The 20,212-nt window shown below is 46.3% G+C and carries 17 protein-coding genes; 10 read left to right on the top strand and 7 right to left on the bottom strand.

Annotated elements, in window-relative coordinates; genetic code table 11:
- Positions 1-4: 4 nt before the first annotated feature.
- From K0H60_RS04915 to K0H60_RS04900, 4 genes are all read left to right on the top strand, one after another.
- Positions 5-1,345 carry a cytochrome ubiquinol oxidase subunit I gene (locus tag K0H60_RS04915; RefSeq protein WP_220057462.1) on the top strand — a complete coding sequence of 447 codons (1,341 nt, stop codon included), beginning with the start codon at positions 5-7 and terminating at the stop codon, positions 1,343-1,345.
- Between the two features lie 55 nt (positions 1,346-1,400).
- Positions 1,401-2,408 (top strand): cytochrome d ubiquinol oxidase subunit II, encoded by a 1,008-nt coding sequence (gene cydB / locus K0H60_RS04910; RefSeq protein ID WP_220057461.1) that lies wholly within the window; start codon positions 1,401-1,403, stop codon positions 2,406-2,408.
- Between the two features lie 59 nt (positions 2,409-2,467).
- Entirely contained in the window at positions 2,468-2,602 is a 135-nt protein-coding gene (locus tag K0H60_RS04905; RefSeq protein WP_220057460.1) for a DUF2474 family protein, read from the top strand.
- A 461-nt stretch (positions 2,603-3,063) separates the two neighbouring features.
- Complete coding sequence (locus K0H60_RS04900) at positions 3,064-3,450, top strand: GreA/GreB family elongation factor (protein ID WP_023268370.1); 387 nt, start codon at positions 3,064-3,066, stop codon at positions 3,448-3,450.
- A gap of 567 nt (positions 3,451-4,017) precedes the next feature.
- On the opposite strand, the gene K0H60_RS04895 is transcribed toward K0H60_RS04900, so the two are convergent.
- Positions 4,018-4,797, bottom strand: coding sequence for an AraC family transcriptional regulator (locus K0H60_RS04895; RefSeq protein WP_220057459.1), 780 nt, complete (start codon positions 4,795-4,797; stop codon positions 4,018-4,020).
- 193 nt (positions 4,798-4,990) lie between these two features.
- Between K0H60_RS04895 and K0H60_RS04890 the strand changes: the two genes are divergently transcribed.
- A complete protein-coding gene (locus tag K0H60_RS04890) occupies positions 4,991-5,881 on the top strand; it encodes a DMT family transporter (RefSeq protein WP_220057458.1) in 891 nt (296 codons plus the stop codon).
- Positions 5,882-6,024: 143 nt separating this feature from the next.
- Positions 6,025-7,656 carry a methyl-accepting chemotaxis protein gene (locus tag K0H60_RS04885; RefSeq protein WP_011716052.1) on the top strand — a complete coding sequence of 544 codons (1,632 nt, stop codon included), beginning with the start codon at positions 6,025-6,027 and terminating at the stop codon, positions 7,654-7,656.
- A gap of 84 nt (positions 7,657-7,740) precedes the next feature.
- Here K0H60_RS04885 and K0H60_RS04880 read toward each other — a convergent pair whose 3' ends face one another.
- From K0H60_RS04880 to K0H60_RS04865, 4 genes are all read right to left on the bottom strand, one after another.
- Positions 7,741-8,208 carry a hypothetical protein gene (locus K0H60_RS04880; RefSeq protein ID WP_220057457.1) on the bottom strand — a complete coding sequence of 156 codons (468 nt, stop codon included), beginning with the start codon at positions 8,206-8,208 and terminating at the stop codon, positions 7,741-7,743.
- Positions 8,209-8,263: 55 nt separating this feature from the next.
- A complete protein-coding gene (locus K0H60_RS04875; RefSeq protein ID WP_220057456.1) occupies positions 8,264-9,112 on the bottom strand; it encodes an FAD:protein FMN transferase in 849 nt (282 codons plus the stop codon).
- Entirely contained in the window at positions 9,112-9,663 is a 552-nt protein-coding gene (locus K0H60_RS04870) for an FMN-binding protein (protein WP_220057455.1), read from the bottom strand. The genes K0H60_RS04875 and K0H60_RS04870 overlap by 1 nt, the downstream gene beginning before the upstream one ends.
- Positions 9,664-9,742: 79 nt before the next feature.
- Positions 9,743-10,651 (bottom strand): DUF6662 family protein, encoded by a 909-nt coding sequence (locus K0H60_RS04865; RefSeq protein WP_220057454.1) that lies wholly within the window; start codon positions 10,649-10,651, stop codon positions 9,743-9,745.
- A gap of 534 nt (positions 10,652-11,185) precedes the next feature.
- Here K0H60_RS04865 and K0H60_RS04860 point away from each other — a divergent pair.
- The 3 genes from K0H60_RS04860 (at position 11,186) to K0H60_RS04850 (ending at position 14,122) form a co-directional block, all read left to right on the top strand.
- A complete protein-coding gene (locus tag K0H60_RS04860; protein WP_220057453.1) occupies positions 11,186-12,523 on the top strand; it encodes a Na+/H+ antiporter NhaC family protein in 1,338 nt (445 codons plus the stop codon).
- A gap of 184 nt (positions 12,524-12,707) precedes the next feature.
- A complete protein-coding gene (locus K0H60_RS04855; RefSeq protein WP_220057452.1) occupies positions 12,708-13,400 on the top strand; it encodes a hypothetical protein in 693 nt (230 codons plus the stop codon).
- Positions 13,401-13,411: 11 nt separating this feature from the next.
- On the top strand, positions 13,412-14,122 hold the full coding sequence (locus K0H60_RS04850) for a 23S rRNA pseudouridine(2604) synthase RluF (protein ID WP_220057451.1): 711 nt from the start codon (positions 13,412-13,414) through the stop codon (positions 14,120-14,122).
- Positions 14,123-14,294: 172 nt separating this feature from the next.
- On the opposite strand, the gene K0H60_RS04845 is transcribed toward K0H60_RS04850, so the two are convergent.
- The gene (locus K0H60_RS04845) at positions 14,295-15,752 is read right to left on the bottom strand and encodes an OmpA family protein (protein WP_220057450.1); all 1,458 of its coding nucleotides are present in this window, start codon (positions 15,750-15,752) and stop codon (positions 14,295-14,297) included.
- A gap of 434 nt (positions 15,753-16,186) precedes the next feature.
- On the opposite strand from K0H60_RS04845, the gene K0H60_RS04840 reads away from it, so the two are divergent.
- Positions 16,187-17,224 carry a hypothetical protein gene (locus tag K0H60_RS04840; protein ID WP_220057449.1) on the top strand — a complete coding sequence of 346 codons (1,038 nt, stop codon included), beginning with the start codon at positions 16,187-16,189 and terminating at the stop codon, positions 17,222-17,224.
- 648 nt (positions 17,225-17,872) lie between these two features.
- Here the strand turns inward: K0H60_RS04840 and K0H60_RS04835 are convergent.
- The gene (locus K0H60_RS04835) at positions 17,873-20,029 is read right to left on the bottom strand and encodes a S46 family peptidase (protein WP_220057448.1); all 2,157 of its coding nucleotides are present in this window, start codon (positions 20,027-20,029) and stop codon (positions 17,873-17,875) included.
- Positions 20,030-20,212: the final 183 nt, after the last annotated feature.

The raw sequence follows: 20,212 nt of genomic DNA, 5'->3' as shown, positions 1-20,212 counted from the left end.
CACTATGTTTGATTTTGATGCCACCGTACTCGCGAGGATCCAATTCGCTTTTACCGTTTCTTTTCACATTATCTTTCCCGCAATCACTATTGGGTTAGCCACCTATTTAGCCGTGTTAGAAGGACTCTGGTTGAAGACAAACAATCAGATTTATCAGCAGCTTTATCAATTCTGGGTCAAAATTTTTGCCATTAACTTCGGCATGGGCGTGGTCTCAGGCATAGTGATGGCCTACCAATTTGGCACCCACTGGAGTGGTTTTTCGGCCTTTGCGGGCAGCGTAACCGGCCCTCTGCTCACCTATGAAGTGCTGACAGCATTTTTCCTCGAGGCGGGATTTCTTGGGGTGATGCTGTTTGGGCAAAATAAGGTTGGCAAAAAGCTGCACTTTTTTGCCACTTGCATGGTGGCCACGGGCACTGTGATTTCAACCTTTTGGATCCTCGCCTCCAATAGTTGGATGCACACACCTCAGGGTTTTGAAATCATTTATAACCGAGTCGTCCCCATCGACTGGTGGCAAATCGTGTTTAATCCTTCATTTCCCTACCGTTTAACCCATATGACGGTTGCCGCCTTTCTCTCCTCGGCCTTCTTTGTTGGCGCCTCCGCCGCATGGCATTTACTCAAAGGAAACGATACTCCCGCGATTCGTAAAATGCTTTCCATGGCCATGTGGATGGCATTGATTGTTGCGCCGCTGCAAGCAGTGATTGGTGACTTTCACGGGCTCAATACCCTTGAGTATCAACCGGTAAAAATCGCGGCGATGGAAGGTCATTGGCGTAATGAAAAGGATGAAGCTACGCCGCTCATCTTATTCGCGATGCCCGATATGGATAAGCAAACCAATCATTTCAGTTTGGAAATTCCAGGATTAGCCAGTCTGATTTTAAAACACGATATAACCAAGCAAGTGCCAGCACTCACTGAGTTTCCTGCCGAGAATTGGCCTAATGTGCCCTTAGTGTTTTGGAGTTTTAGGGTGATGGTGGGCTTAGGCGTGCTGATGATTTTGGCGGGAATCTGGAGCCTCTATCTTAGACGCAAGCAGACGCTATACAGCAATCGCCTGTTCCTGCGCTTGGTACTGCTGTTAGGTCCCGCGGGATTAATCGCAACCCTCGCGGGCTGGTTTACCACTGAACTTGGCCGCCAACCTTGGGTTATCCAAGGGCTAATGCGCACTCAAGATGCGGTTTCGTCCCACAGTGTGACCCATTTAAGCCTCAGCCTGATGATGTTTGTTATCTGTTACTTCGGCATTTTCGGCGTGGGATATCGCTACATGATGCGGCTCATCAGTAAAGGGCCTTTATCACAAAGGATTGAGCACCATGGATAACAAATCCAGTTTTTTAGCATATCAATTGATTAATCAACCCATTTAAAGGCACAACATGGAATTCGACTTACCCCTGATTTGGTTCGGGATCATCATCTTTGCCACACTCATGTATATAGTGATGGATGGCTTCGATCTGGGCATCGGCATCTTATTTCCCTTCATCCATGATGAAGAGGATAGGGATGTAATGGTCAACACCGTCGCGCCAGTATGGGATGGTAACGAGACTTGGCTAGTACTCGGTGGTGCGAGCCTGCTCGGCGCCTTTCCCCTCGCCTACGCCATAGTGCTCGAAGCCCTGACCATTCCCTTACTGATCATGCTGCTCGCGTTGATTTTTCGCGGCGTTGCCTTTGAATTTAGGTTTAAATCCAGCGCAGAGACCAAACCCTTTTGGGACAAAGCCTTTATGTTCGGCTCTATTATTGCCACCTTTGCCCAAGGCGTAGTGCTCGGCGCATTTATCTCGGGCATTTCGGTCGATGGACAAAGGTTCAGCGGTAGCAGCTTCGATTGGTTATCGCCCTTCTCACTCTTCTGTGGTTTTGGGCTGATGCTGGCCTACGCGCTGCTTGGCGCAACTTGGTTAGTGAAGAAATGCACAGGCACACTCAAAACGACCATGCAGCAGCTCGCCAAAGTCCTCGCAATTTGCCTGCTGATGACCATAGGAATCGTCAGTTTTTGGACGCCCTTCGTACAACCCAATATTGCCCTGCGCTGGTTTAGTCTGCCGAATTTATTCTATTTTGCGCCTGTACCTCTGCTGGTATTGCTCTGCACTAAGGCACTTATCCGCGCCTTAAATACTGAGGATGACTATCGCCCCTTCTTACTGACACTCGCGTTAATCTTCTTAGGCTTTAGTGGCTTGGGCATCAGCATCTGGCCACATATTATTCCGCCAACGATCAGCCTATGGCAGGCGGCTGCACCTGAGAGCAGCTTAGGTTTTATGCTCATCGGCGCACTGATGATTATCCCCTTGATCTTGGCCTACACCTTTTGGAGCTATTACGTGTTTCGCGGCAAAGTCACCAAGGATGCGGGTTATCACTAAAACGACTTCATGCAGCCGATATCGACTCGGCTGCCAGCAACACAACTTAGGAGATTGCAATGACGACTCAGACTTCATCGCTCCCCAAACGGATCGGCTGGTTACTACTGATTTGGTGCACCAGCGTCAGTTGCCTACTGCTGGTTTCCCTCTGCCTTAAAATTATCCTGCAAGGTGCAGGGCTAACGACTTAGCGGCTTAACATTCAGCCACGTTAATCAATTTATGCGCTAATAATTGCCTAAAAATATCGCCGGTTATTAAGAAAATATTTTTATTTAATAGGAAAACGTCATTCCAGAAATAAAGAGCCTAGAGTTAAAACATGGGTTGCTTTATTTTTTCAGTTGGCCTATGGTATGGACAGTTTATTAGTCATTAATCATCAACCCAATTGGATGATTAATTTAGCCTTAATTTGATATGGAGATGTAGCAACATGTTAAACAATGCATTTTCATCTACCACATTTGAATCATCGCCTTTTACGCTAAATAAGCCTCATTATTTAGCCCGCTTTGTACGCCTTTCACTTAAATTTCCAGTTTAAGCCGAGTGCCACTCGCACTCGGCATCGAATTCCCACATTTAATTTTATTGCTTCCATTTTTATTTTGGGGCACGGCAGTTATCTAGCTCATATTTTGAGGTAGTTATGTTTTATTCTTTTTTTAGCAATCTATTTCAGTCTTTTATGTTGAAAACTGAAACCTATTACCTGCAAAACAGTTTTAATGCCTCACTGCGCCCGACTTCATTAGCTGCGGTGATCGCAAAACTGGATCAACTTAAGAGTGAAGAAACCCAAGATAAAGTGACAGTTGGTCGAGAAATTTTACTGGTTAACCAACAGGACCAGCAGGAATACCGTATCGAGCTGGTGTATCCGCCAAGGCACAAACCCAGAGCGGGGCGTTATTCGGTGATCTCCGATCTCGGCGTCAGCTTACTCGGGCGCACTAAGGGCGAATATGCCGAAGTCAATATTCTAGGTAAACCCGTATTATTTATGGTGAAAGATATCGCCCTCAGCAAAAAATAAATTAACGTTACAAAATTTTATCAGAATAAAGCATGTTCAAATTTCAGTGGCAGCATGCTTTTAGGTCGCTATTTGCGGCGGCATCTAGCATTGGCATATAAGGAAATAGGGAGAGCGCTATTTTGAAGTCATTAACAGGCCGCGAAACAAATTAAAGCCGATGAGCCAAGGCTTAGACCTCTTGGATATTTACCGAGTATGGCAGCGCTTATGTAAAAACCATCAAGAGGTATAAGTTTATTTATCTGGCTCATACGGCTTTTTCATGAGTTAATTTTGCCGACGGGTAATATTAACGACACTATCGGTAAGAATGCGGCGCTGCACTCGATAGTCTCATTTTATGAAGTTTCACTTTACTGAGTATCACTTTGCTGAGTTTAGATTCAGTTAGGAGTCATTGTCATGAGTAAAGAAAAAGCGAAAAAACCGCCGATGAAAACCTTAAAAGAGAAACGTCAGGATAAACGGAATCGACAGAAAAACTCCGATTAATCCCTGCGTAAAAAATCCCTTAAATCCTCTCTTTATGAGCAAGAGGGCGTGGTGATTATCACGCCCTCTTTTTTATCCCAATTGTCGGCGATATTGCTCAGGCGAATATTGGGCATATTTTTTAAACATCACAATATAAGGTGAGGTTTGGTTATAGCCCAAGGTCAGTGCCACCTCCTTGATTGCCAATCCTTCACGCAAGAGCTGTAACGAATAAATAAACTTATGTCGCTGCCGCAGCTCGGTAAAACTCATGCCAAGGCTGTCTTGGCATCGCCGAGCCAGAGTGCGCTCTGTGGTATGCAGCTCGCTTGCCCAACTCTTAAGGCTCTTTTGGCTGGCGGGGTCGAGTTCGAGTTGCTGCAAAATGGGCTGTAATAATTTATCGCCACTCGAGGGTAAAAATTGCGGCTGTGCCTGACCTAAAATCAACTGATCGATTAACACTTCAACCAGACGTTTATCCGCCTCGCTCTCGGCCACTCGGATTTGCCGCTCCCTCAGGTCGTTCACTATCGCCAGTGCGATGGGCGTGACCGCCAGCAGGCTGGTTTCATCCGGAAAAGCCCCCGCACGACTAGCCACGATATTCATCGAACAATAATGGATACTGCGGCGAGTAAAGCTCTCATGTTCAATCCCCTCAGGCACCCAAATCGCATATTGGGAAGGCGATAAAAATCGCTCCCCTGCGGCATACAGCTCCATAATACCGCCGCTGATCAACTGCAGTTGCCCCCAAGTGTGGCTGTGTTTGGGAGTGATGGTATTAGGGAGAAACGCTTCATAATTGAAGAAAATATCGGCAACAGGCGCTTGTTCTGCCTTGAGCGGATGATAAACGGGACGCATCAGACCTCCGAAAATAGGCTGGCAAATTCGAGGCGAATACTGAAACTTAAAAAGGATTGTCCGCCGACGAACTGACATTGTCTTTTAAGCGATATTTATATCATAAAAGACCCACGATAATAGCAGCCAACCTATGACATCGGGTTTATGCCCCTTCGCCTAACCCCGTCAACACGCCAATTAAGACTGACCTATGCTGTATTTATTTCCCCTGCTCGCCGTCGTGATTTGGGCGGGCAACGCCATTGTTAATAAACTCTCCTTTGGGATCATCGCCCCTGAAGCGATAGCCTTTTATCGCTGGTTTTTTGCCATGCTAGTATTAACACCTTTTATGCTAAAACCCGTCTGGCGTAAGCGTAAAACGATTGCACCATTACTGCCCAAACTCGCCACCTTGGCCGCCTTAGGCATGGTATTAAACCAAAGCCTGGCTTATTTTGCGGCGGCAACCACAACTGCGACCAATATGGCCCTAATCAACTCGCTGGTGCCTATGGTGAGCTTGTTTTTAGCCGTGCCACTACTTAAACAAAGGCTGACGCCTCTTGTCTTTGGTGGCACTGTGATTTCGCTCTTGGGCTTAGTGTTTATGTTAAGCCACGGCGATATGGCCAATCTTGCCATCGGCGTGACCCAAGGGGATTTACTGTTACTCATCAGCGCCTTTGTATACGCACTTTATGGGGTATTGCTTAAACGCTGGCAATTGCCGATATCGACGTGGGAGTCAGTGTATATTCAAGGGATTATTGCGGTGTTGATGTTAATCCCGCTGCTGTTTAGCGCGCCAAGTACAGCCATTAGCAGCCAAGCCGCACCGTTAATTATCTATGCCGCTCTGGGCGCTTCACTCATTGCACCTTGGGCCTGGATTAATGGCATCAGCAAGTTAGGGGCCGAGCGCACCAGTATTTTCTTCAATTTGATGCCGATCCTCGCGGCAATCTTAGCGGCGCTCATCTTGAATGAAACCTTAGCTATTTATCACTATATAGGTGGTGCTATGGTCATCTTTGGGGTGATGTTAGTGCAGGTAAAACCTAAACCGAAAACACCAGCGCCTATCGCCTGCACCGAATAACTCGCTTAACTCAACGCCCCAAAACCTTGGGGCGTTTTTTTATCATCGCTTCTAATACAGACTTTTCGCAGGCTGCTGCAAACAACCAAATAGCGACTAAGCTATTTAATAAGTCGTTTTGTCAGAGAGTTATGGAGAGTCCTATGTTTAATAGCATTAGAGTCAAGTTTTCGCTGATGTTTGCCATTATGGCGACAGCTTTAATTGTGATGGCCGTGACGGATGCGATGCAAAACCGCACCACCCTTAAGCAAATGCAGGAGTTTAGCCAACGATTTAATCCGGCGATTTCGGCTATTCTCAACGCCGACCGCGATCTCTATCAGGCCCAATTGAGTGAAGAAGTACTGCTTAGGCCCGAGCTCAGCAGCGAGAACCGCAAGAGTGAGATAGACAACTGGCAGGAAAACGTCGACCAAGCGCGCGATCGCATGGGGGAATTTAAAAATTATCTGCAAGACCATTTAGAAGTTATCAAGTCCACCAGCGGTTTTGAGGCGCAATTTTCACTCTGGTATCAAGCCTCATCGGAAGTGATCAATGCGGTGAAAAACAATGACTTTGAACTGGCAAGACAACTCCATGAAAATAAATCTAAAAAAGAGTTTAAGGCCTTAAGGAGTATCTACAACGCCGCCGGTGAAGCCGCCGATAACCGCGTTAAAGAACTGGATTTACAGGCCTCAGAGCAAGCCACCACGCAAACCCAAATTTCGGTCACCATAGCCACCTTAGTCGCGATAGTCGCCCTCGTGATTGCCTACTTTGGCCCCAAAATCATAGTCAATGCGATCCGTGATATTACCGACAGGATCAACGATATTGTCGATGGCGACGGAAACTTAACCCAACGAATCCCCATCACCCGCCAAGATGAAATTGGCGAGCTAGCCAATGCCTTTAACTTGTTCGTGGCCCAATTGCAGCAAATGGTTATCGCGATTATCAGCCAAACCAAGGATGTCAGCCAAACCGTTGAAAATCTCGCGACAAAATCAACCACCACCATAGGCATCAGTTACGAGCAGGAACAGTTTGTCGATACCATAGTCACGGCGGTGAATGAGATGAGCGCTGCGGTGCGAGAGGTGGCCAGCAACGCCCTGCATACCGCCACCGAAATCACTAAGGTCAACGACCAAACCATCGAAGGTAAAAATATCCTTACCCAGTCGGTTAACCATATTCAGCAACTGTCTGAGTCGGTGAAACAAGCCGTGGCAGTTATCGAAAAACTCTCAGTGAATTCCGCCAATATCGCCTCGGTATTGGATGTTATCCGCTCGATTGCAGAGCAAACTAACCTACTCGCCCTCAACGCCGCCATTGAGGCGGCCCGTGCGGGTGAGCAAGGGCGCGGCTTTGCGGTGGTTGCCGATGAAGTGCGGACACTAGCGAGCCGCACCGAAACCTCGACCCAAGATATTCAGCGAATGATTGAAGAGTTACAACGGGGTGTAAATGATGCGGTTAAGAGCATTGAATCGGGCGCCAGCCTCACGAACTCGACAGTGACCCTCGCCAGTCAGACACAGGATGCCTTAGATGAGATCCTGAACTCCACCTCTAAGGTCAGTGAGATGTCGACCCAAACCGCCACGGCCACCGAAGAGCAAACCCATGTGACCGAAGAAATCAATCGCAACTTGACCGAGCTGTCTGACAAAACCCGCTACTGCAATACCGTTATCCAAGAGACTCAGCAAATCGTCGTCAACACCCAAACTATTTGCAGCAATCTGCAAAAAGAAGTGTCACGCTTTAAAGTCGCTTAAGGCGAGTAACGCGCCCAGATGTCCCTGACTTCGCGTCGCTCAAAGACAGATAAAAAAGAGTGCCTAGGCACTCTTTTTTATGGATTAGAGGATACGCTGACGCGTTAAGGATTGCTGCCGAATTTGCTGGCCTTGCCAGTAATGCCAGCCAAAGCCGCCACAGAGTAATAGCCCTAAAAAAGTGTGCAATAAACTCGCGGCCAACTGCGCCGATTCTGAGCTCAAGTAATACAAACCCACGCCCGTTAACGCTAATGCCAACAAACTGAGTGACATCACTAATCCACTCTTATGATTAAGCTTTTTACGCCAGCCTGCACGGATATGGCTATGCCACAGTGCGCCGAGCAAGATGAGCATCAGCCAGCCCAGCAGCACATGCATCACAACCGCGGGTAAACGCAGATCCCCGCTCAGGCCAAAATCCACATCCCACTGCAGTTTAAACTCCATCACCCAAGGCAGCATAAATAAGCCTGTAAGGCCCGTTACTGTGATGGCAAGGATGATCAACCAGAAAAACCAATTGGGATAACCACTTAATTTTTTCATTTTTATTTATATCGTTAAAAATACTAAAGATTGATGAAAGCTTTACCGACAAATCTTAGGGCGCGAAGTTGACTAAATCGCCACCCAACTGCTGAATTTTTGTCGCGGCGGTGGCATCGTCAAGGTAACCCGCGACCTTGGTTAACGCATCGGCGCGCCAGGCAAACGGTGCCCGCACACTCACAACCCTTTCTTGGTCGCTGGCACATTGCTGCTCGTCTAAATTACCCGTCGGTAACAATAACGCGGGGTAATCGTGGCTTAACTGCTGGGAAACCCGCGAACTGGCAAGGGCGGTATTGCTGACGTTGATCTTTTGACTCAATCCATTCGGCCCACGGCACAACACATTTAATGAAGCGCTACCAAACACTTTTAAATCGCCACCCGCATTCACCCAGCCACCGCACACGCCCGCACGGCGCAGCTCGCTGACCGCCATATCGACCGCATAGCCTTTAGCGATGCCATCTAAGGTCAAAATCAGTGGGCGAGCCAATCTGGCTTTATCCGCTTGGATCTCAATGTCTCGCCAATCCCCCTGCAACAACAGCGGCATTCCAAGATAAGCGGGCAAGGCGCCGCGGGACATCATCTCACCGCCCACTGTGCAGTTGAACAGGTTGTCACTGGCCTGGCCAAACCACTTGGCGAGCTTCAACACCCTCAGGCTGTCAGGACTTAAAGCTATCCACTGCCCCGGCTGGCGATTCAGTAAATTCAGCTCACTATCCTGCTGGTGAAAACTGAGTAAGCGACCAATATGGGCCACACGCGAAAAAGCCGCTGTTATAGCGGCTTGAAGGGCAGACTCATCCAATGAAGGATGAGCATTGTGCTCGGCAACGGACTCAGCGGCAATTTCGACTAAGGTACCGAGTAAGGGTTTGGCTCTACGTATCACTATGCGACTGACTGCGACAAAAAGAGTTGATGGATTACAAGTAACCGTTTTACGCCATCGAGTAAATTACGGCAACTTAATGTGGCCCCACTAATATTGCTGACATCTTCATCGAGTTTAAAGGGATCTTTGAGAGTTTTACCGTGGAACTGGTCGCGCCAACTCGCTTCACGCACTTGGCCGCCGTGGGTTTCACGGTAACTGAGCACTTCTAACCCGAGCACTTCGCCCTGCGGACTAATGCCGATGGCGTAGGTAATATACTCATGTTTACCGACAACATCATCCACCACAAACCAACCGAGAAACTGACCGTCCTTTTCCACTTTCCAGATAGGCTGCTGATCTTGACGTTGGCGAACGCCCGATAAATCTTTGATCTGATCTTTCGCATCGGAGCTCAGTAAGGTTGGACGCTCACTAAATACCGCTGCCTTATCAAAAATCAACGCCTGCGCTTGGGCCACTGTTAAATAATCCGCAGAAAATGCAGGGGCGGCCACGAGGACCATTGGCATAAACCACAAGCTATTCAGATATGTATGCGCCATTTCAATACCTAGTGTTAAAGCAAAACCTTGAGTCACTGCAGGCAGAGCAACGCTGACCTGCCTATGAGTAAAGTACAAATTAGAAGTTAAATGCCACTTTTAATCTGACTTCTTGTTCAGTTTTTTCAATCAGATGCAGGCTAGTATCCTTTTGACCTTCGTACTGCTCACCGCCACCACTTAACTGGGGTAACCAAGTGAGGGTCGCCCACCAATCGGCGCTGCCATAATGTAATGAGGGACCGGCGAAAAATGACCAACGCTCTTGACCAATCTCGGTCTCAAATTCGGTTTCGAATAACACTTCGGCACAGATAAACCAGTTAGGGGCGAAACGGTAGCTCAGGCCAGTGCCCATTTTCAGCTCCAGTTCCATCTCAGGATCGGTTGACCAATCAAAATCTTCAGGCAAATTCGCAATTGGTGCGCGGTCGGCATAGGTCGATTCCATGCCAAGGTTGCCAACCCAAATTAACTCGCCTTCGAGCATGTACTTTTGAGTCTGCAAGCCTAAATCGAGTGATAGGGTGTCTTTGTCTTGACCAGAGTGTACATCAATCCAGTCATAGTCTAAGGAGGCGGTCATAGACAGACCAATATCATCCTTAGCAGGGCTTAAAAACATGTAGCTTAAGCCGACTTCAGCGCCAGAGGTGGCAAAACCGATGTTTTTCTCTTTCGGCAGATAACCATCGATGATTAAGCCGCTGGTATCTAAAGACATAAACTTAGCCGAACCCGATACCGCAAACTTGTCGGTCACACCGTATTCCAGCTCAGTTTCGTAATTAATGCCGCGGTAAGTACCTTGGCCTTTGTCGTTACGCAACGTCACTTTTTGATAGAGTTCAATGGCTTCTTTAGGCATAGCCTCGGCGCCTTTGACATAACCAAATAAATCTTCACCTGCAGTGGCAGTGTGGCAGATACCGAGCGTTAACACAGAGGCAGCGACTAAACTCAGGCGATGACGAGAAAATGTGCGCATTTAAACAAAGCTCCAAAGAGTTATTAACATAATTGGGAGGCGATTCTAGTAGAGCAACAAAAACAACGCAAATCATTATCATTAGTGTTTTATTGGATAAAGTACCAAATAATAAGGATATTTCATTTAAAACATGATGTTAAAAATTAATGTTGAATTAATATTTTTTTGCTATGCAATCGGCTAATGGCCTAAATCGGCACATTTCTGCCTAAAGGCTATACTCACCATGGCATTTGTTACAGATCACACCTATACAGCTTTCATGCCCTGTATCTTTTCGAAAAAAGTGCTATAGGTAATAGGTTGATTAATAAGCTCTAAAATGGCTGTCCACCACGATTTAAACCTCTTTTTAACGAACAGATCACAATGGAAGTAAAAACATCTAGACGTCTAGATTGACAGTAAAATGGCAATCCAATATGCTTGGCACCAAGTTGCTAGGATATGATGCCAAAGCGGCATAGATTTTAAGCGAGTTCGACTGCCAAGGATCCCGCGGACAACCCGCCGAGTAAAAGAGACATTACATTGAGTCAATCAGCCCAAACCACTGCACCGAGTAGCCCGGCATCCTTTATTGCCCTGTTACCCTTATTTGTTTTTCTAAGTCTGTTTATTGGCGCAGGCGTCTATTTCCAAAGCCAAGGTGTAGACTTTGCCTTCTATCAATTACCGAGTGTGATTGCCATTCTGCCAGCCATTATTCTGGCCTTGGTATTATCAAAACAAAAACTCAATCAAGCGATTGATACCTTTATCGGCGGTATTGGCCACAGCAATATTATTGCTATGTGTTTGATTTACTTGCTGGCTGGCGGTTTTGCGGCAGTAGCGAAAGCCACAGGTGGTGTCGATGCGACCGTTGCCTTAGGTTTATCCCTTATTCCTTCAAACCTATTACTGCCCGGCTTTTTTGTGATTGCCGCTTTTATTGCCACCGCAATGGGTACCTCAATGGGCACCATCGCCGCCGTGGCACCTATCGCCTTAGGCGTTGCCGATCAGGCACAAATTGATTATGCCCTGATGGCGGGCGCCGTGATGTCTGGCGCACTGTTTGGCGATAACCTCTCGATTATTTCGGATACCACTATTGCGGCCACTCGTACTCAAGGCTGTGATATGAAAGATAAATTCCGCGAGAACCTGATTTTTGCGATCCCTGCTTCACTGCTAACTTTTGTCGCCTTTGTGATTGCAGGCCAAGGCCAAGCCGATCTAGCCGCTCAGGATATCGACTTTATCAAGGTGATTCCTTACCTGACGATTCTGGTATTAGCGGTCGCAGGGTTAAACGTGTTCGTCGTCTTGACCTTAGGCATTCTGCTGGCGGGCGCTGCGGGATTCCTGACCATGGACTATGGCGTTATCCAATTTGGTAAAGATATCTACGCGGGCTTTAGCAATATGCAGGAAATCTTCATCCTGTCGATGTTAGTCGGTGGTTTAGCCTCGCTGATGCAGCAACAAGGGGGTTTAGCCTTTGTAAGCAAGCAGATTGAAAAGCTCATCACCCGTTTCTCAAAAGCCCAAGGCGAAGCCTCATGCCGCGCGGCCGAATTAGGCATGGCAGGGATTGTGGCCGTCACCAACAGCTGCGTTGCCAACAACACAGTGTCTATCGTTGTGACGGGTGATATTGCTAAAGATCTGGCAGAAAAACACGGTGTTAGCCCTAAGCGCGCGGCCAGTGTACTCGATATTTTTGCCTGTATTATCCAAGGGTTAATTCCCTATGGCGCCCAAGCACTGCTGATCGCTTCAACCTTTAGCATTACACCGCTGGCGGCCGTCTCCCACGCTTGGTACTGCATGATCCTAGCCGCTGTCGCGATTGCGATTGTGATTTTCCGTAAGCGCCACTAACCTTATTCGATTATCGATAAAGCAAAGGGAGCATTCGCTCCCTTTGCTTTTATCTGTCTAAAGATCAAATCAGGCCGAGACTTGCCATCGGTTTCGGATTCAGGCAAGTTACAGCGGGTTATTCGCGCGGTATTAAGCTTAATTTACGGCATAGTCATTCATCACAAAATGCATCTATCACAATATGAATCCGCAGCATGAACCCAGTTTTTACGACTTACATCGCCTGATCACTTGGTTGATTGTAGGCGCGGCGCTGCTGAGTGCCACAGGGGTTATCATAGCGCTCTACGCCGAATATCAAGTTGTAGGCACTCCCGCCCTGTTTATGCGTGCCGATTTTCTCGGTGACTATATCAACTCGCCTCTCGCCTATGTGTTTAACCTCGGATTACTCGCCGCAGGGATTTGTATGTTGGTCTCTATGGCTGGGCTCTACTTGCTCAAACTCGACACCTTTAGCCAATATATTGCGCTCACCGGCGCCTGGGTTGGCACCTCGGTGATTTTGATGGGGATTTTTCCGATTAACTTTTTGACCATGCACAGGCTGGTTTCTACTAGCTATCTGTTAAGTACGCTAACCCTGCATGCCTTGGTAATTATCGCAGGAATCGTGCCTAAGCTTATCTGTCCAAGACCCTTGTTTTACTTAAGCTTATTAAGCTTTATCAGTGCCGTTAGCCTGAGCTTACAACTGGATTGGAGCCAGCTGGATTTCCCGCCCTGCGAGACAGACAATCATTTCTGTTTTGTTGCCGCCAATATGTGGCTGCAAACGAACCTTAATATTATTTGGTGCTTAAGCCTTGCATTTGCCATGCGCCGTTTATCTAAAATCCTGTATTATCGCGCCCAAGTCCATCACCCGTTTTAGCTTAGTCATTTATGCGTCTCGCCAAATACCTTGCCCAATGTGGCATTAGTTCACGCCGTGAAGCCTGCCGCTTGATTGAGGCTGGACGCATCAGCCTCAATGACAAGATAGCCAAGCATACCGATGCCGTGCATTTCGATGCTGACGGCCAATGTCTTGATAGCCTCTGCTTAGATGGAAAGCCCATATCGGGCATCGAAGCGCTTACTTATTGGATCTTCAATAAAGCCGTAGGCACAGATTGCCGTTTGTTAGACGCCGATAAATCCAGTTTGCTGCATTTACTGCCAACTGCGCCAAGACTCTACCCAGTAGGCAGATTAGATAAAGATTCCCGTGGTTTATTGCTGCTCACCAACGATGGCGAACTCACCCATAAACTGATGCACCCCAGTTTTGCCCACAGTAAAACCTATCACGTACAACTCGATAAGCCCTTCAACGATGCCTTTATCGAACAAATGGCCAGCGGCTTGCAATATAAAGAAGTGCGCACACTCCCCTGCCAAGTCACGCGGTTAAGTGATGTGAGTTTTGAAATAGTGCTTACCCAAGGGTTAAATCGCCAAATTCGGCGCATGTCCAACGCCTTAGGTTATAAGGTGATTGACTTACAACGCGTCGCGTTAATGACATTAACGCTAGGATCCTTAGCCGAAGGCGAAATGCGACCACTCAGCCCAGAGGAAGTTGCGAGGCTTAAAGCCGCAGTGACGATTTAGTGGAAGACAAATGGTGGATACACTCAAGTAGTTACCTCAATTTGAGACAAATGCCTGCGTGCACAATATCTGCCAATGAACACCAATAAACGCCAATGAAGATAGAAACGCCTGAGATGGCTCAGGCGTTGTTGATGAAGCTAAGATAGCCTTTCAAACTGTTGAAATTAAGCTACTTTTTATCGGAACGAAGCACTAACTCCACTCTGCGATTCAACTTTTGTCCGGCGTCATTAGTATTGCTGGCTACAGGGCTGTATTCCCCATTACCGTGAGCGGTTAATTGGGCCGACGGAATTTGAAATCCGTCACTCAACTGCTTAATCACTGCAGCGGCGCGGCGCTCCGACAGGCTTTGATTGTAACTCCGCTCGCCCTTGTCATCGGTATGTCCGACCACATAAAAACTCAACGTGGGGTTCTGCTTAAGATAACTCGCGAGGACCTCAAGAACTGGCTTGGACTCAGGCAACATACGCTCACTGTCATAATCAAACAACATTCCCTCCAACGTCGCTTTACCTGTTTGGCTAATCGCATCAGTCAAGGCATCGAGGTCGATAGCCACACGATCATCCTTCAGAGTAGAGAGTTCCATGACCCTGAGCGTAGTATCGGCAGGCGTGCCATCGAAATAACCTTGGGAATAGATATCGAAGTAAACATCACCCTTGGCGTGACTCAGCTTAAACAGCTGATACTCCTGCCATTCGTCTTCTTTATCGTCCTTGATTAATTTGATGGCATTGATCAGATTATCATCGTCGCCGCAGGCCGTACCTTTACAGTGGAACACCCGCTCAGCCTGCAGCTTTTGTGCTGCTGCGGCATAGTTGCTGTTGATTTCAAACAACGAGTAGCTTTCAGGCATCTGATAAGTTATTTGGGTAAGCTTGGCGTCCAGCGGTTTGGTTTGATAATCGGCGCCCGACATCCCTACCAATACAGGCACTTGGGTAAAGTTAGTTTGTTTGTAACTTGAAATATAACTGCCGGGCATACGCCCCAGCAAAGGATGGTCGGTCGCGCCTTGAGCATCGTCACTGCGCCTATCTTTAATCTCAATATCCTTCGGCGCCTGTTGTAAAAAGTCACTATTCGCTTGGATCAAATCCAGCGGCTCAGGAATAGAATCAAGGATATCGACCTGCAGGTAGGTATATCTATCCTCGCGATTGACGACATAGATACTGGCGTAAACCTCACCGCGAGAACCTTTTAGTTTTACCGCCGCATAAGCACTGTGATAATCGGCATTCACGCTCTTAAGTGGCTTTAGCTGAGTTTGCATGGCTTGACCATCACCACAGGTGGCGGCCTGACAGCTAAATAACACTTCAGCATTCAGTTTTTGAAGCTGTGCCAAATAGTTATTGATCACATGTTCGGGACTATATCCCTCTGGCAACTCAACGCTTTGTCGAGTCAATTTCCCCGATACAGGCAACAGAGTGAACTTGTCCCCATTCACTGCGGTGATAAGCTCAAAGGGCGTAAAGTGGATGCGCTTTTCTTCAGGCGATTTGGCGTCAGGAAAGGGAGTAAACAGTGATTCAGCATTCACCGCAAAAGTGGCGACACCGCAGGTCACAGTCAAAAATACAGCACTCAGTAACGTCTTATGTCCCATAAAAAATCCTTTTCTGTAGGGAAAGTTAGCCCTCGCGAACCAACTAAATAGATAAAAAATAGTGACGGGATAATACGATAAAATTTTTTACCTAGGTATTAAACGACATAAAAGTAATACTTTTTATTGAAAAGGAAATACGAAAATACTGAGATACCCAGCTTTTAATAGCGTGGTAATAACCTCCATCTATACTTAATTCAGCATTGAAAAAGCCTTTATATTTCGCGCCTTGCAGAGCTCAGATAAGCCTTGAACGCTCCTTTTAAATCAATTCCTAAAACCATTTTTCGACTCTGATGCAGCCCTTCGATTTTTTCGCTTAATATTCAAATCACTTTACAAAAAGGTGTTGTAGATAAATCAAAAGTGCATTATGTTATTGATTTATAATTGATGATACTTGATTCACATACCCCATTAGGAAGCAAGTAATGAATTTATATAAATATCGATACTCACATTCTAAGAGTTACATAAAAGCCCCTAACAACCATTGGAAAGCTATGAATTTCAAAGGTGAGGTTTATGAGGCTTCCTTCTATGAAATGATGATTTCCAATATTGAAAGCTTATCAGATAATACCGTAAAGATAATTTCTAAAGGCCCGTATACACCAAAAAATAATAAATATCTGAAGACAGGATTCTACTGCGACAACCTAGGTCGATTTATCTATAATAGCGACAGAATCGCAATGGCCGAATTTGATTGCATTAAAATAGATGAATATTCTCTATCGTTCTACGAGTGTACTCTTACGCAAAAGCCTGAAAATTTAAGAAGCTTGAAAAAAGAGTCTCTACGGAAATCAAAGCTCCTAAAAAGACTATTTCCAAACAAAAAAATTTTGTGTGTTGTTGTCAGTAATAATGAGACATCGTTAAATTTCTTTAAGAATAAGAATGGTTTTTCTACCCTTCATTATGATTTTGATGACATAGATTTATGGAACTTAGCAAGTAATAACAAGCCAGAAAGTATAGCTTGTGGACTTGCTATGCTGCCACCAAGTAGTTTGAATGAAAAAACAATTGATTTTTCATATCTTGAAGAGTTTGAAAAAATATCATCAACTTTCTCTAAAGATGGTTCTTTATCATCTATTGAAGACGACATAACTTCAAATGACGGCCTTTTTGAAAGGCTTTATTGGGGTAAAGTTAAAACTGAGGATCTTAAAGCCAAAGATATTAATTTAAATTCTGATTTTGTGATTATTTCAGTTAACTTTAAAAAAATTAAACCTAAAATCAGATACTACTATGTAAATAATAAAGATAAATCGGTATATGAAGCTTTAAGCAAACCTAAAAAATTGAATGCTATGAAATCAAGTCGTTCAGAAATAATGAGAATCAATGAAAGCTTGCCAATCAGGTCGGCAAGTGACCTGCTGCAGCTTGAGATGGAACTTATTGAATGGCATAACAAAACATTACAGCGGACAAACCGTCGTAATACGATGTAAATTCATACAAATTTTAATCTGATATTTTGTGTTTTAGTTTATTGTTTTAACACAAAAACACTCCCAAACATGATACGTATGTCTTTAAGACTTACAAACTACGCCAATGCTAGAAAGGTGATCCATGGTAATTAGCGAGACGACCGTCCGCCCCATGGCAGCTCTTTGGCATCCATGCCATCGCGGCATTCGTGAATCCATTCACATCAGACGGGGCGGTCGAGCATCCACGGATGGACTTGAAAAACATCCCTGTTTAACGGCCAGTTCGCCATCCATGGCTCTCGTTCATAAGCTTAGAAACCCTAGGTTTCTATTCACCGTGTCGTTGAGTAAGTGCCATGGCTCGCCTATAAGCCATAACTTAAAGAGTGCGGTATACAAGCATCCCTTCAGAAATTCATTCTTAAAGTTTTCGGCACTAAACCGTAAACAAGCCAATGCCACGAATCACTCACCAATAGAAGCTTGAGGCTTTAACATAAGTTCACACTAACCCTATTCCCCCTCCAAATACAAAAAAGCGATAAATCCTGTGGATTTATCGCTTTCTTCTTACCTTGCGGTCGCTACCTATTTATCACCTAAATCATGCGACGCAAACATTAGGCAATGATACTTGCCGCACCTATGCGATGCGGCGATGTATTACTTAACGATTTCCATCTCGGCTAATAGGTTGTCGGCATTATCTAAATACTTCATTACCCACAGCATATAACGGCTATCGACTTGGATTGAGCGGTTGATATTGTCGTCGTACGCCCAGTCACCGATGATGCTTTCATACACGCCATCGAACAGTAAACCTACTAATTCAGCGCGGCCGTTTAGGGTTGGGGAGCCTGAGTTACCGCCGGTGGTGTCTAAGGTCGACAGGAAGTTTACTGGCACAGAATCGATGGCTTTCACATAGAAATCACCGTATTGCTTCTGCTTGATAAGCTCTAACTGCTTTTTCGGCGCATCGAATGGGTCAACACCAGTGTCTTTTTGCACTATGCCTTCGAGGCGAGTAAAGGGCTTAGCCACTAAACCATCTTTAGGTTCATAACCTTTAACATGACCAACGGTCACGCGCAGACTAGAGTTTGCATCGGCGTACACTGGCTTACCTTGCTCACGGTTATAGGCGATGATGGCATCCATATACTGCGGACGTACTTTCATCAGCTCGCCATCTAACTCTTTCTCTTTCTTCTCTTCGCTCATGTTAGTGTCATACATGGCCACGGCGAATTGAATAAAAGGATCCTTAGAGGCTTTGAAATCATCAACGGATTTTTCCATCCAAGCTAAACGCACATCTTTGTTGCCCAGCTCGGTTTTGGCGTACATTTTGTCTAAGGTTTTCGCCAGTTTAGCTTCGTTAACCTTTTTATCGATACCAAAGGCTTTATCCATAGCAGGTAAGCGCTGCGCCTCAGGTAACGCGGCATAACGTTTGAGCATATCTAAGAGTACGGCCTTATCCACACTTGGCGCATAACGGCGATCGATACGTTCCATGCTCGCCTTGAAACGCGTCATATCGCGGTCTTGGAAGCCGGGTTCGCGTTGCATATCAGGCAGTTGCTTCTCATGGGCTAAACGGTACAGATTGGTCGCCGTTGGCACCATCGTAGTGTTGCCAATGTAGCTTAAAATCATATCCCGTTCTTGATGAGCTTTGCTCTTAGCGATCAGCGCGTCTAATTCGCTTAAGGTTTTACCGTATTTGGCTTCGCGGCTGCCGTCTTTAGCAATCCATGCGGCGAGCTCGGCTTCACGGGCCTTGCGGTCGGCTAACATGGTGGATTTACCATAAAACTCAATCATAGAGGTGAAGTTTTTAGCGTAGTTCGCTAAGCCAGCGATTTGGCTCTCGTACTTAATGCGCTCGTCACTACCTTCTGGCGCCGTTTCTTTGATGATTTCAATAAAACGTTCGCGCAGCATCTTGCCTTCTGGGTAAGCCCATTCGAACTGATTTTGCACTTCGTTCGCGGTACGGTATCTGTTGGTACGGCCGGGGTAACCCGCTACCATCACAAAATCCCCTTCGCTCACGCCTTTTGCCGAGACTTTTAAGAAACTCTTTGGCTCGTAAGGAACGTTGTCGGCGCTAAATTCGGCAGGTTTACCGGTTTTAGACACATAGGCGCGGTAGAACGAAAAGTCGCCCGTGTGGCGCGGCCACATCCAGTTATCGACATCGCCGCCGTATTTACCAACGCTGCCCGCAGGGTTATAGACTAAACGTACGTCGCGGATTTCTAACTGTTTTACCAGATAATATTCTAAGCCACCGTGGAAGCTATACACTTGGCAGCGGTAGCCTTCATCCTTTTCACACTCGGCAACGAGTGCTTTTTCTTGATTCTCAACGCCTTGATAAAACTCACGGCCCGTCTTGTTTTCAAGCCCTGCGTTAACACGCTCAGTCACATTGGTCACCTCTTCGGTGACATAAACGCGAGAACCAGGCGCTGCGGGTAATTCATCGGCAAAGGTTTTAGCTAAGAAACCGTCCTGTAACAGGTTCTTCTCTGGAGTCGAGTTATATTGAATCGAACCATAGGCGCAGTGGTGGTTTGTCACGACTAAGCCTTTTGGCGATACAAAAGATGCCGTACAGCCACCTAGGCTAATCACGGCATTCATGGGAAATTCGGTCAGTTTGGAAATCGATTTCGCATCAATCTCTAAGCCTTTCGCTTTGAGTTCATCGGCCATTGCGGGCAATTGGTGTGGCTGCCACATACCTTCATCGGCATGGGAGGCAAAACTCGCCGCCACGGCAACTGAGAGTAACCATTTTTTCATTATCTTAAGTCCGTTTTAGGTGAAGAAAGCCGAGCGCTTGCGAGGCCATTTCTTATATTTATTGGGATTACATGCCGCTTTGGTTAACGCTAAAAAGCAAAAAGTCAGGCACTAGGCCTGACTTTAGCATATCGCACGCACTCTATAACAGAGTTAGAAAAATTCGCTTACAAAGCAAATACA

The organism is Shewanella mangrovisoli, assembly GCF_019457635.1.
GTDB classification, from domain to species: Bacteria; Pseudomonadota; Gammaproteobacteria; order Enterobacterales; family Shewanellaceae; genus Shewanella; species Shewanella mangrovisoli.
The sequence above is the reverse complement of the archived record's forward strand: the minus strand, read 5'-3'. Positions and strand labels throughout refer to the sequence as shown.

Excerpts from the sequence above, each read along its gene's own strand:
- K0H60_RS04880 (WP_220057457.1), bottom strand. The coding sequence starts at position 8,208 with ATGAAAAAATTAAGTGGTTATCCCAATTGGTTTTTCTGGTTGATCATC.
- K0H60_RS04850 (WP_220057451.1), top strand. The coding sequence starts at position 13,412 with ATGCGTCTCGCCAAATACCTTGCCCAATGTGGCATTAGTTCACGCCGT.
- K0H60_RS04870 (WP_220057455.1), bottom strand. The coding sequence starts at position 9,663 with ATGGCGCATACATATCTGAATAGCTTGTGGTTTATGCCAATGGTCCTC.
- K0H60_RS04840 (WP_220057449.1), top strand. The coding sequence starts at position 16,187 with ATGAATTTATATAAATATCGATACTCACATTCTAAGAGTTACATAAAA.
- K0H60_RS04900 (WP_023268370.1), top strand. The coding sequence starts at position 3,064 with ATGTTTTATTCTTTTTTTAGCAATCTATTTCAGTCTTTTATGTTGAAA.
- K0H60_RS04895 (WP_220057459.1), bottom strand. The coding sequence starts at position 4,797 with ATGCGTCCCGTTTATCATCCGCTCAAGGCAGAACAAGCGCCTGTTGCC.
- K0H60_RS04905 (WP_220057460.1), top strand. The coding sequence starts at position 2,468 with ATGACGACTCAGACTTCATCGCTCCCCAAACGGATCGGCTGGTTACTA.
- K0H60_RS04835 (WP_220057448.1), bottom strand. The coding sequence starts at position 20,029 with ATGAAAAAATGGTTACTCTCAGTTGCCGTGGCGGCGAGTTTTGCCTCC.
- K0H60_RS04890 (WP_220057458.1), top strand. The coding sequence starts at position 4,991 with ATGCTGTATTTATTTCCCCTGCTCGCCGTCGTGATTTGGGCGGGCAAC.
- K0H60_RS04855 (WP_220057452.1), top strand. The coding sequence starts at position 12,708 with ATGAATCCGCAGCATGAACCCAGTTTTTACGACTTACATCGCCTGATC.
- K0H60_RS04885 (WP_011716052.1), top strand. The coding sequence starts at position 6,025 with ATGTTTAATAGCATTAGAGTCAAGTTTTCGCTGATGTTTGCCATTATG.
- cydB (WP_220057461.1), top strand. The coding sequence starts at position 1,401 with ATGGAATTCGACTTACCCCTGATTTGGTTCGGGATCATCATCTTTGCC.
- K0H60_RS04865 (WP_220057454.1), bottom strand. The coding sequence starts at position 10,651 with ATGCGCACATTTTCTCGTCATCGCCTGAGTTTAGTCGCTGCCTCTGTG.
- K0H60_RS04915 (WP_220057462.1), top strand. The coding sequence starts at position 5 with ATGTTTGATTTTGATGCCACCGTACTCGCGAGGATCCAATTCGCTTTT.
- K0H60_RS04845 (WP_220057450.1), bottom strand. The coding sequence starts at position 15,752 with ATGGGACATAAGACGTTACTGAGTGCTGTATTTTTGACTGTGACCTGC.